Source organism: Heyndrickxia acidiproducens DSM 23148 (assembly GCF_000374345.1).
Lineage (GTDB): Bacteria > Bacillota > Bacilli > Bacillales > Bacillaceae_C > Weizmannia > Weizmannia acidiproducens.
The window spans coordinates 38,145-48,921 of the sequence record NZ_KB893997.1 but is presented as its reverse complement, the minus strand read 5'-3'; the positions used below and the strand labels follow the sequence as shown (position 1 = coordinate 48,921).

Here is a 10,777-nt window from a genome sequence, read left to right as displayed (position 1 = left end):
TCCCGGTTTTGGAATGAAAAACCCCGTAATTGGAATGGAAAAGTCCCATTTTGGAATGAAAAACTGAGATTTCGGTATGAACCAAAATAGGCGGAATGCATCATCCCAGTTTTGGAATAAAAAACCCCGTAATTGGAATGGAAAAGTCCCATTTTGGAATGAAAAACCCAGATTTTGGAATGAACCAAAATAGGTGGAATGCATCTCCCGGTTTTGGAATGAAAAACCCCGTAATTGGAATGGAAAAAACCCTTTTTGGAATGAAAAGCCCAGATTTTGGAATGAACCAAAATAGGCGGAATGCAAAATCCGTGTTTTGGAATGAAACATTCGAAATTTGGAATGAAAAAAACCTTTTTTGGAATGAAAAGCCCAGATTTTGGAATTGCTCCTAGCACTGACTTTTGTCCTTTTGGATGCCTTTACTAGACATTTGGATCCCGGAAACACTAACTTTTGTCTTTTTGAATGCCTTCAAATTACCAGCAAAGAAATCATAGGCACACCAGTCTTGTGAGTAAAAAAGCGGTAAGCTACTTGTCGAAGTATCAGCTTACCGCTTTTATGGCTGAGGTCCCGGTCCTTATTTTTTTACCTTCTCAATCTTCATAAAATCATCCATACTTTTGAATTTGTAACCTTGTTTTTTCAAGTCCTTGATCACGCGCTCGAGCACATTGGCATTGTCCTTTGATACCGTGTGGAGCAGGATGATCGCACCCGGGTGGATTTGCGACATGATGCTGTCATACGCGTACTGGGTGCCGCGCTGCTGGTTGACGTCCCAGTCGAGATAGGCCAGCGACCAGAGGACATGGATATAGCCTTCACGATTGGCAACCTGCATTGTGCGTTCGCTCAGGATGCCGCGCGGGGGGCGCATGTATTTCATTTGTTTTTGGCCGCTAATGCGGGCGGTTTCTTTTTCGACCTTTGCCAGTTCTTCACGGATCTGTGCATCTGAAATCTGCGTCATATCCGGGTGTCCCCAGGAATGGTTACCAATGAGGTGTCCTTCTTGAACCATACGCTTGATAAGATCAGGCTGTGATTTTAAGTAGTGGCCGGTGACAAAGAAAATCGCCGGGACTTTTTCTTTTTTCAAAACATCTAAAATTTGCGGCGTGTAGCCATTTTCATAACCATTATCGAAAGTCAGATACAGATACTTATCTTTCGGGTTGCCTTTATAGACGCCGCCGTTTTTTTTCAGGATCGCATCATAAGCCTGGCCTGCATCCGCCTGCTGGCCATCTTTTCCCTTACTAAATCCCCAGTTTATCGGGGTGTTTGCAATGGCAAAGGATTGTTTCGGCGGAAAAACGGAAAACAATAAGAAAATCGCAAAGCATGTCATGAACCATTTTTTCATATCAAGCGTGCAGCTCCTTTGTGTATTTTCCTTATTTTTTTCTTATCTCCGCCCAACCATGCAGGTAGTAAATGCCAAAAACCGGCTCACAGGGATTGAGCCGGTTTGCGTTGGTTGAATTGTTCTATTTTTGTCTCCAGCTCATCCATCATTTCGATCAGCCGGTCGATGTCTTCAAGCCCGGTCATTTCGGGGTCCATGGAGTCGAGTACTTCCAGGAACATGTTCAGGCGTTCTCTTAAATAAACCACTTGTTGTTCCTTATCGTATACAGCTTTTCCCAAAAAAAATCCTCCTCATTGTGTTCTTTCTTTATTATACCCTATCTTCCGGATCATGAATACTCATTGGAAAGCAAAAAGCTGCCCGTCATTGCCGGACAGCTTGTTTAAATTATTTCGGTTGTTCGGTTACAGCGAAGCTAAAGGAAATATAGTCCTGAACCGGGATCCATGCGCCAATGCCCTGGGAGGTGACATTTTTCACGATCATTTCCCTTTTTGTGCCTTTCAGAACAAGGTATACTTCACCATAAGTGACTTTCCCTTTTTCATTAATGGCAGGGGCATAGGCATACAAGTAGCCGAGCCGTTTCGGGGCAATATTGTATTCATGGTCTTTTTTCGTGCCTGCCCCGATGATCGTATCAAACGCGAGCGGAAGTTTTGAGTTTTCCATTGCTTTTAACAGCATCATTTTTTTCACATCATCTGATTTCGCCACTTTCGCCGTTAAGCCGCCGCGCACCACTTTTTGTGATTCCTGGACATAGTGCATTTTGTAATTGGATTCGCCGCCGCGGTTATCGAAATAGTTGGTATTGATTTTTTGGTACTGCCAATTCGGTGAAGTTTCGACAGACTCATAATTGAGCGGCCACTCCCCCAGGTAAACTTTGGCACGCAAACCGATCGACAAAAATGAGCGGTTTACAGTTGTCTCATTCAGCATCCGGATGAGGTTGGGATTTTCAATTCTGACATTGGAAGTCTTAAGCAATTTGCTGGTAAAATCGCTTGGCTGCAGATAGGGCAAGTCCTGCGTTGGGTTCGGGTACGTATTTTCCTTCGTAATATTAAGAACAGATGAGGGAATCTGCGCCTGCTGCTTTAATGGTTTTGCTTCGCCGGCCGGGGCCGCTGCCAAAATCATCAGCAGGCAAATCAGGATCGTCCGTATATACTGCATGGTGTTTGCTCCTTTCACAAGATGTCTATTCACGAACGTTATCCTTATTTTTTTCCCGGAACGGCCAAATTATCCGCCTTCTTCCTGCCTAAATTTCTGGACGGAAACGGGCGCTCTAGCCGGCAGTTTAAAGCAGGAAGAAACCAATCCCCATGATGATATAGGCGGCCAGCATCGTGGCGCCTTCAAACCAGTTCGTTTCACCATCATTGGCGAGAATAATCGTCAGCATCACCGAAGCGACCATGGCAACCAATTCAGGTACTGAGAAGACAAGCGGCATTGCTTTTTCGAAAAACAGGGAAATCAGGACAAGCACCGGCACGACGAACATCGCAACCTGCAGCGTGGAACCAAATGCAATTTCGACAGCCACGTCCATTTTATTTTTATAGGCCATAAGAATCGCAGAGGCGTGCTCTGCGGCGTTGCCGACAATGGCGACAATGATAATCCCGATGAACATTTCGCTCCATCCGAAACTTTCCGCCACATCTTCAAAGGTATGGACAAGATTTTCAGATACATACGCAACTGCCAAAGTGGAAACTGCCAGGACAAAAATCGCTTTGCCTTTCTTCCATTCCGGCTCTTCGTGTGCTTCTGCTTTTTTTACAGCCGGGTCCTGGTAAGTCCCACGGTGGGTCACAAGCTTAAAGAACAGCGCCAGTAAATAAAGGATAATAAGAATGATTGAAATGCCAACACTTAAATCAAGCGTTTTTGTCGCCGTTAATCTCGCTGAAAAGATTTCCGGGATAACAAATGCGACCAGTATCGCAAAAATGAGCAGTCCTGAATTGTGGCGGGCATCATATACATTAAACTGCTGCCTTTTGAATTTGACCCCCCCGACTAAAAATGACATCCCGGCAACGAGCAGCAGGTTGCCGATTACAGAGCCCGTTAAAGACGCCAACACTACTTGATGTAAACCTGCCTGAAGTGAAAAGACAGAAATAATCAGCTCGACGGCATTTCCGAAGGTGGCATTCAGCAGTCCGCCAATTCTCGGTCCTGCGACAATCGCAAGACTCTCTGTTGCCCGCCCCATATAACTCGCGAGTGCGATGATTGTTAAGCAGTAAATAACAAACATTAAAACACTTGGCCAATGCAGCAGCGAACCGATAACAGATATCGGTACACCGGCGTAAACCATGATTGCAAAAACTTTATTCATGTTCATCCTCCTCGTTTCAAAACAGTACAGCTATCGACAGCTTTCCTAAAAATTTTACAAAAGAAAAACAGGCTTGCCAAACATTTCTTCTCCTATTATGCTAAAGAAAGGAAATTTTATAGAATTTTTCCCATCTATGTATCGGATTAGTTGAGGGAATAAAAAATGATGACACGAGAACGTATGCGTTTTTGGATTTTAGTGATGATGATATCGGTATCCGGATTTTCACAAGGCATGCTGCTGCCGCTTATTTCTATTATTTTTGAAAAAGACGGCATCGGTTCATCTTTAAACGGTTTGAATGCAACCGGGCTTTATATCGGCGTTTTATTCGCTTCGCCGCTAATGGAAGCGCCATTGCGAAAGTTTGGGTATAAGCCCTTGATTTTAACAGGCGGATTCACCGTTATTTTATCGTTGTTTCTTTTTTCTGCCTGGAAATCTTTTTGGTTTTGGTTTGTTTTGCGGCTTTTGATCGGGATTGGCGACCATATGTTAAACTTTTCCACACAAACCTGGATTACATCGTTTTCACAGAAAGGGCGGCTTGGCCGCAATATTGCGATTTACGGGCTTTTCTTCAGCCTCGGTTTTGCTGCCGGCCCTGCCATGACAAGGCTTGTGGAAGTAAACGAAAAGCTTCCTTTCCTTGCCACTTCACTCATCAGCCTCATGATTTGGCTGATGGTGTTTTTACTGAAAAACGAGCATCCTGAGAGTGATTTGGAAAGTGTATCGTTTCTCAGCACTTTCCGGCGGTTCGGCAAAGTATGGAAATATGCCTGGGTGGCTTTGCTTCCGCCGCTTGGCTATGGTTTTATGGAATCTTCACTGAACAGCAGTTTTCCAATCTTTGCGCTTAGAAACGGGATTGATGTAAATGCTGTGTCCCTGATCATTCCGGCTTTTTCAATTGGCAGCATCGTCTTTCAACTCCCGCTCGGTATATTAAGCGACCGGTTCGGGCGGCGCAACACCCTCATTACGGTTTTGCTGATCGGGTGCGCCTGTTTTACGGCAGCCGCTTTCAGCAAATCCTCATCTGTTGCTTTATTTATCTGCTTTTTTATCGCGGGTATGGCTGTCGGCTCCACTTTCTCGCTTGGCATCAGCTATATGTCAGACCTTTTGCCGCGCAATCTTTTCCCTGCCGGCAATATCATGTGCGGAATCCTTTTCAGCATGGGCAGCATGGCCGGCCCGTATTTGTGCGGGTTGGTCATTGAATGGTTTAAAGGGCCCAGTTTCTTCATGTTGATCAGTTTACTGCTTTTGGGCCTGGCAGGTGCTATTGTGTTTTGTAAACGAGAAGCACCTTCCCGGACGCACTGAAATAACCGGGCTGCCTGCCGCGTCTGTCTTTTCCGGCTTCGGCAGCCCTCTGCTTTTAAGTCCAGGCATGCTCTTTCTTATCTGGCATTAGTGATAACCATTTTGGCCGTTTGATGATCCGGATTTTTTGCCTTTAGGTTTTTGTTTACTGTTCTGTTTTGTTTTTCCCATGCTGTTCACTCCTCAAAAATTTGTCGGCGGAACATTTTTATTATGCACAGCGAACAATGCGATCATTTTAGCAATTTTTGTGTTTATTGTTCAAAATGGCATTTAATTCGCCGCCGAAAATCAGGATAATCCCGCTGATATAAAACCACAGCATCATAATGATAATCCCGCCAAGACTGCCGTATGTTGCATTATAATTGCCAAAGTACGAAACGTAAAAAGACAGTACCAAAGAGGCAGCGATCCAGCCGATTGTTGCAAAAATAGCGCCTGGTATAACGGTTAAACAGCCGAATTTTTCATTTGGCGCGAAAAAATAAAGCGCGCCGAACACCAAAAACAAAAGAACCGGTGTCAGCCCCCATCTTAAAACGGGCCATACATTCTTCAAATAGTCCGGAATGCCGAAATAGGAGAAAATATAATGGCTGATTTGTTCCCCGAAAACCGGCAGTAAAAGGACAACAATCAGAACAACGATCATGCCCAGTGTCAGCATCACAGACATGCCGCGCTGAATTAAAAACGGGCGCGATTCTTCCACTTTGTAAGCCCGGTTTAAGGCCTTGATGATGGCGTTCATACCGTTAGAAGCAGACCAGAGTGTGACAATCATGCCGATCGATAATAAGCCGCCGCTGCGGTTGGTCAGCATTTCTTTTATCGTGGACTCAATAATGTCAAACGTCTCTTTCGGTGCAAAATGCTGTACCATATTCAGCACATCATCTGTTTGAATCGGCAAATAAGGAAGCAGCGTAAACAAAAACAAAAGCAGCGGAAATAATGACAATAAGAAAAAGTAGGCCAACTGTGCAGCCATCCCTGTGATATCGTTTCTTCTGGAGTTTTCCAGCAGCGCTTTAGGGGTTGGGCGATTTTGTTCTGCTTGCAGCGTAATTTTGTCCAATTTTTTCACCTCTAACCATCCGATTTGTCCGGCCTGCACGATGCAGGTTACAAAGGCGTTGCGGCAGGACGCCTGGGATCTTAGTCTTTGTTCAACTTTTCATCAATGGGACTATAGTGAGAAACCCCGCTGATGGAAGTTTTACTTTATTCTATATTTCCCTGTTATGTCCGGCTAAAACGTTTTTTGGGGGGTTGGAAAGTGTAATGGCAAAGTCCGTTTGGTTTCTGTATAATGGGGTTAATGGTGAAAACATCTTAAAAAGGGTGAATACAGTGGATCTTTCTGAAAAGTCAGCTGCCAATATGGCATATATGGTGCAGGAAATTACTTCAAAATTAAAAATGGTCAATGCTCAAGCCTTGCATGCCTCCCGCTTCAACACGGAAAGCTATGATGATTTGCACGATCTTTACGAAATGGTCATAAAGAAAAATGCCTTCAGCCCGAATGAAATGCAGGCGATTGTGGAAGAACTCGGCCATTTAAAAAAAGATTAATACATCGTTCAAGATAAAAAGCCTGCGTTCTTTTTCCATTTTAAAATGGGAAAGAACGCAGGCTTTTTATTCATAAGAAGAGTTAAGCTTTATCTTCTCCTTGGTCTGTAATAATGACAACCCCGTCTTTTGTCACAGCCACGGTATGTTCATACTGTGCAGAGAGCGATCCGTCCATGGTGCGCGCTGTCCAGCCGTTATTGTCCATTTTTGTTTCAAAACCGCCGATATTCACCATTGGTTCAATTGTGATCACCATACCTTCTTTGAGGCGTGCTCCCTTATGCGGCAGTCCGTAATGCGGGACTTCCGGCTTTTCATGGATGGTCGGCCCGATGCCATGGCCGATAAAGTTGCGGACAACCGAAAAATCTTGTGCTTCAACGTACTCCTGGATGGCATGCCCAATGTCACCGATGCGGTTGCCGGGTTTCACTTGCTCAATTCCCTTGTACAATGATTTTTTTGTAACATCAAGGAGTTTTTGTGTCTCGGCACTCACTTTGCCGACCGGGTAACTCCACGCTGAATCGGCTAATGCACCGTTTAAGTTCACCACCATATCGATCGTTACGATATCGCCTTCTTTAAGCGGTGTTTTGCGTGGGAATCCATGGCAGATTTCATCATTAATGCTGGCGCAAGTCGCGTATTGATAGCCTTGATACCCCTTCTGTTCGGGAGTAGCACCGTGATCCCGCAAAAATTTATCGACGAATTCTTCAATTTCCCATGTAGTAATTCCGGGTTTAATCATTTTGGCAATCTGTTTATGGGTATCAGCAAGCAGTTCCCCCGCTTTTTTCATCATATCGATTTCACGTTGCGATTTTAAAGTAATCATATTCGTTCTTCCTTTCGTTGTTGCCTTTCTTTATTCTATGTAAAAAATCATTTCTGTTCCCCTGCTTCTTTCTATCATAGCCCTATTTCCCGAAGTTCGCAAAGATAACGGCAGTATATAAAAACCAAAAAGAGCCGCTGCCGCAAGCACGGCAGCCGGCCCTTGTACTTTTAAAACATTATGCGTTTAAGAGTTTCAACGATTCCCGGTTAAAAGCAGGAATATCATCCGGTGTACGGCTTGTTACCAATTGGTTTTGGCAGACAACGACTTCTTCATCACGGAAGTTTGCACCGGCGTATTCCATATCGACCTGGATTGATTTATAACCGGTGGCACTCCTGCCTTCCAGCGCCTTGGCTGTAATGAGCAGCTGCGGCCCGTGGCAAATCGCAAATACCGGTTTTTTCGCATCCATAAATTGTTTAACAAAGTGAACAAAACGGTCATCGACACGCAGCTGATCCGGTGAAAAGCCGCCTGGAATCAATAAGGCGTCAAAATCATCCACACTCACTTCATCGATGCCTTTGTCAATTTTAATTTCCGTCCCATGCTTACCTTTCACCGTTTTGCCGGCTTCCCTTTCAATATTTACAATCTGGTGCCCGGCTTCCTGATAAGCTTTGACAGGTTCTGTGTACTCAGGATCTTCCACCAAATCTGTGACAAGTACTGCAATCTTTTTAGCCAATCTGAACAACTCCTTTTCTAAAAGATGGCACCCTATTATTTTCCCCGCTTTATTTGGAACGAAACCACCTAATGCAAAAAATTTTGGTTTACATATTTTGAAAAAATGTCGCTTTCTTGATCATTTCCCAAGAAATAAAGGCAAACCATGTTGAAGGCTGTCGGGTTTACGTATTTGCTGTCCTCGATGTTTTGCCCGGAATGGCTGCTTTTTTCGGGCTATTTTCCTGTATTTTGTTGTTGTTTTGGCAGGATTAAAACTTCCACCCGCCTGTTTTTAGCACGGCCGGCAGAAGTCCCATTAGAAGCAATCGGTTTATACTCCCCATATCCTTTCGCAGAAAAATATTTCGGATTCAGATGATGGTTTTCCAAAATAACCTTTAAAAAATTGGTCGCCCGCATCACGCTCAAATCCCAGTTCGATGCATAAATTGAATTATGTATGGGCTGATTGTCCGTATGGCCGCTGATAATGATGCTGCGCGGCGGATCCATTACCAGCAGATTTGAAAGCTGTTTTGCCGTTTTTATGTCTTCTTGGCGGACAGTTGCCTCGCCGGAATCAAACAGAACATTATCCCGGATCGTAACCATCAGCCCTTCGCTGGTCAATGAAGTTTGAAATTTTCCTTCCAGTTTGCTGTTCTTAATATACGTATCGATTTTTTCCTTTGTCTGTTTTAGCTGGGTATCCGTTTGAGCATCAGCTGCATTCGAAGCAGCAGTTTGCTCCTGAGTCTGGTCGTTTTTCTTTTGTTGAATCAATTTAGCCGTATCCGAAGTTCCGTTGTCATCGCCCGATGTTTGCTTCGTATAATCGAAAAAGCTTGTCCCGCCGACAAAAACACCGTTCAACACCTTGGAAAACTTTTGAAACTTTTCGGCATCAACTGAGCTCATTGCAAACAACACGATAAACAGTGCCAAAAGCAAAGTTAACAGATCGGAATACGGCAGGAGCCAGGATTCATTTGCTTCCGGTTCCTCTTTGCTTTTTTTCCTTCTACTCATTGCCGGCCACACTGCTTTCTTCCACTAAATTTTTCCGTTCCTCATTCGGCAGATAGGAAGAGAGTTTCTGCTCGATCACATGCGGTGATTCCCCTGCCAAAATGGAGAGAATGCCTTCCAGCATAATTTCTTTGACCTTCACTTCATTTTTTGATTTTCTTTTCAACTTATTCGAGAAAGGGTGCCATAAAACATAACCGGTAAAAATCCCGAGTAATGTCGCGACGAATGCGGCAGAAATGGCATGGCCGAGCACTTTAGTGTCAGACATATTGCCAAGTGCCGCAATCAGGCCGAGCACGGCACCCAATACCCCCAGTGACGGGGCATAGGTTCCTGCCTGTGCAAAAATGGCTGCCCCCATCATGTGCCTTTCTTCCATGGCATCGATTTCTTCACTTAATACATCGCGGATATACTCGGCACTTTGCCCGTCCACCGCTAAACTCAGGCCGTTGCGCAAAAACGGGTCATCAATTTCATCTACTCTTGTCTCCAGCGCAAGCAGACCTTCTTTACGTGCCACCTGGGCCCAGTCTGAAAAAAGCCGGATAATCTCTTCCGTACTCATGAGGTGCTGTTCGGTAAAGAGAATCTTAAACAGTTTAGGAATTTTTTTAATTTCACTTAAGGGGAAAGCGATCACGACTGTGGCGGCCGTTCCCGCTAAAATAATTAAAATGGCTGCGGGATTAACCAGTACACTGGGGCTGACTCCCTTTAAAACCATGCCGGTGCCGATTGCAGCGACTCCCAAAATAACGCCAATAATTGATGTTTTATCCATAATTTTCACCTTAATATATGATGTCTTTATCTATTGTATCGGATAAAATTTCGTTCTGTGTAGTAAGAAGTTAGGAAAGTTTCGGGAGAACTCCGTATTTTTTCAGTATCCACAGCGCTTTTTCAGTCAAAAAGCTTTTTTTCAATTTTTTGCTGGTAATTCTTAAATACAGCTGCGTTGGTTTTAATCCTTTTTTTGGATAGAAGCTGGTTATACGTTAACATTTTTTCGTTCAATTTCTTTTTCAGTTCTTCTTTTTCCAGTTCATTTTCAGATTGCTTGATTAAATCATCAATGGTCATCAGTTCTTTTTTCAAGTTTGCTTCTTCAGGAGAGAAGCCGGCATTTTTCATGATATGATACGCCATCTTTAATTCATCCGGAACACCGCTTGTGATGTCTTTCGGCAGTGGTTTCCCATATCCTGGCAAATGGTCAAATTCTCCGTCTTTATAAGCTTTACGGATCCTTTCCTCGGCAATGCGCATGAAATCCATCTTCACTCCCGCTCCTTTCCAATCATTTTTCTTTATTATAGCTTATTTTCCATCCCCTCTTCATACATATTTGCCCGCTGCATATGAAACGATAGTTGGGAAGGGAGGCGTTGATGTTGGCAAGAGGAAAACAGTTTAACCATAAAAGAAAAGGCCACCCGGGTGAATTCCCGAAAGGCCAGATTGTGGAAGCAAAACCTATTGAAGAAAATGCTTACGATAACGTCCAAATCATCCCGCATGAAGCTTTTAAAAACCGTATTGTAGAAGAATAAAGCTGGAC

Annotated in this window: 14 protein-coding genes; 4 read left to right on the top strand and 10 right to left on the bottom strand. The window is 44.0% G+C overall.

Annotated elements, in window-relative coordinates:
- The first annotated feature begins 95 nt into the window (after positions 1-95).
- Positions 96-395, top strand: coding sequence for a hypothetical protein (locus tag C232_RS0109800; RefSeq protein ID WP_018663843.1), 300 nt, complete (start codon positions 96-98; stop codon positions 393-395).
- A 188-nt stretch (positions 396-583) separates the two neighbouring features.
- On the opposite strand, the gene pdaA is transcribed toward C232_RS0109800, so the two are convergent.
- The 4 genes from pdaA to cax all read right to left on the bottom strand — a co-directional run bounded on the left by pdaA (position 584) and on the right by cax (position 3,743).
- The gene (gene pdaA, locus C232_RS0109795; protein ID WP_018663842.1) at positions 584-1,372 is read right to left on the bottom strand and encodes a delta-lactam-biosynthetic de-N-acetylase; all 789 of its coding nucleotides are present in this window, start codon (positions 1,370-1,372) and stop codon (positions 584-586) included.
- An 86-nt stretch (positions 1,373-1,458) separates the two neighbouring features.
- Positions 1,459-1,656 (bottom strand): SE1561 family protein, encoded by a 198-nt coding sequence (locus C232_RS0109790; protein WP_018663841.1) that lies wholly within the window; start codon positions 1,654-1,656, stop codon positions 1,459-1,461.
- Positions 1,657-1,765: 109 nt separating this feature from the next.
- The gene (locus C232_RS0109785) at positions 1,766-2,560 is read right to left on the bottom strand and encodes a YfkD famly protein (RefSeq protein ID WP_018663840.1); all 795 of its coding nucleotides are present in this window, start codon (positions 2,558-2,560) and stop codon (positions 1,766-1,768) included.
- Positions 2,561-2,687: 127 nt separating this feature from the next.
- On the bottom strand, positions 2,688-3,743 hold the full coding sequence (cax, locus tag C232_RS0109780) for a calcium/proton exchanger (protein WP_018663839.1): 1,056 nt from the start codon (positions 3,741-3,743) through the stop codon (positions 2,688-2,690).
- Between the two features lie 165 nt (positions 3,744-3,908).
- Here cax and C232_RS0109775 point away from each other — a divergent pair, with 165 nt between their 5' ends.
- The gene (locus C232_RS0109775) at positions 3,909-5,078 is read left to right on the top strand and encodes an MFS transporter (RefSeq protein WP_018663838.1); all 1,170 of its coding nucleotides are present in this window, start codon (positions 3,909-3,911) and stop codon (positions 5,076-5,078) included.
- Between the two features lie 238 nt (positions 5,079-5,316).
- On the opposite strand, the gene C232_RS0109765 is transcribed toward C232_RS0109775, so the two are convergent.
- Positions 5,317-6,159, bottom strand: coding sequence for a YihY/virulence factor BrkB family protein (locus tag C232_RS0109765; RefSeq protein WP_026314561.1), 843 nt, complete (start codon positions 6,157-6,159; stop codon positions 5,317-5,319).
- A gap of 275 nt (positions 6,160-6,434) precedes the next feature.
- On the opposite strand from C232_RS0109765, the gene C232_RS0109760 reads away from it, so the two are divergent.
- Positions 6,435-6,659 carry a DUF1128 domain-containing protein gene (locus tag C232_RS0109760; RefSeq protein ID WP_026314560.1) on the top strand — a complete coding sequence of 75 codons (225 nt, stop codon included), beginning with the start codon at positions 6,435-6,437 and terminating at the stop codon, positions 6,657-6,659.
- An 82-nt stretch (positions 6,660-6,741) separates the two neighbouring features.
- Here C232_RS0109760 and map read toward each other — a convergent pair whose 3' ends face one another.
- From map to C232_RS0109735, 5 genes are all read right to left on the bottom strand, one after another.
- Entirely contained in the window at positions 6,742-7,503 is a 762-nt protein-coding gene (gene map / locus C232_RS0109755; RefSeq protein WP_018663835.1) for a type I methionyl aminopeptidase, read from the bottom strand.
- Between the two features lie 178 nt (positions 7,504-7,681).
- Complete coding sequence (locus C232_RS0109750) at positions 7,682-8,197, bottom strand: type 1 glutamine amidotransferase domain-containing protein (RefSeq protein WP_018663834.1); 516 nt, start codon at positions 8,195-8,197, stop codon at positions 7,682-7,684.
- Between the two features lie 218 nt (positions 8,198-8,415).
- The gene (motB, locus tag C232_RS0109745; RefSeq protein ID WP_026314559.1) at positions 8,416-9,210 is read right to left on the bottom strand and encodes a flagellar motor protein MotB; all 795 of its coding nucleotides are present in this window, start codon (positions 9,208-9,210) and stop codon (positions 8,416-8,418) included.
- Positions 9,203-9,997, bottom strand: a complete 795-nt coding sequence (motA, locus tag C232_RS0109740) for a flagellar motor stator protein MotA (protein ID WP_018663832.1) — start codon at positions 9,995-9,997, stop codon at positions 9,203-9,205. The genes motB and motA overlap by 8 nt, the downstream gene beginning before the upstream one ends.
- A 122-nt stretch (positions 9,998-10,119) precedes the next feature.
- On the bottom strand, positions 10,120-10,494 hold the full coding sequence (locus tag C232_RS0109735; RefSeq protein WP_018663831.1) for a DnaJ family domain-containing protein: 375 nt from the start codon (positions 10,492-10,494) through the stop codon (positions 10,120-10,122).
- Positions 10,495-10,610: 116 nt separating this feature from the next.
- Here C232_RS0109735 and C232_RS19770 point away from each other — a divergent pair, with 116 nt between their 5' ends.
- Entirely contained in the window at positions 10,611-10,769 is a 159-nt protein-coding gene (locus C232_RS19770) for a hypothetical protein (RefSeq protein ID WP_211211489.1), read from the top strand.
- Positions 10,770-10,777: the final 8 nt, after the last annotated feature.

Coding starts and splice junctions, on each gene's coding strand:
- C232_RS0109800 (WP_018663843.1), top strand. CDS start 96: ATGCATCATCCCAGTTTTGGAATAAAAAACCCCGTAATTGGAATGGAA.
- pdaA (WP_018663842.1), bottom strand. CDS start 1,372: ATGAAAAAATGGTTCATGACATGCTTTGCGATTTTCTTATTGTTTTCC.
- C232_RS0109785 (WP_018663840.1), bottom strand. CDS start 2,560: ATGCAGTATATACGGACGATCCTGATTTGCCTGCTGATGATTTTGGCA.
- cax (WP_018663839.1), bottom strand. CDS start 3,743: ATGAATAAAGTTTTTGCAATCATGGTTTACGCCGGTGTACCGATATCT.
- C232_RS0109775 (WP_018663838.1), top strand. CDS start 3,909: ATGATGACACGAGAACGTATGCGTTTTTGGATTTTAGTGATGATGATA.
- map (WP_018663835.1), bottom strand. CDS start 7,503: ATGATTACTTTAAAATCGCAACGTGAAATCGATATGATGAAAAAAGCG.
- motB (WP_026314559.1), bottom strand. CDS start 9,210: ATGAGTAGAAGGAAAAAAAGCAAAGAGGAACCGGAAGCAAATGAATCC.
- motA (WP_018663832.1), bottom strand. CDS start 9,997: ATGGATAAAACATCAATTATTGGCGTTATTTTGGGAGTCGCTGCAATC.
- C232_RS0109735 (WP_018663831.1), bottom strand. CDS start 10,494: ATGGATTTCATGCGCATTGCCGAGGAAAGGATCCGTAAAGCTTATAAA.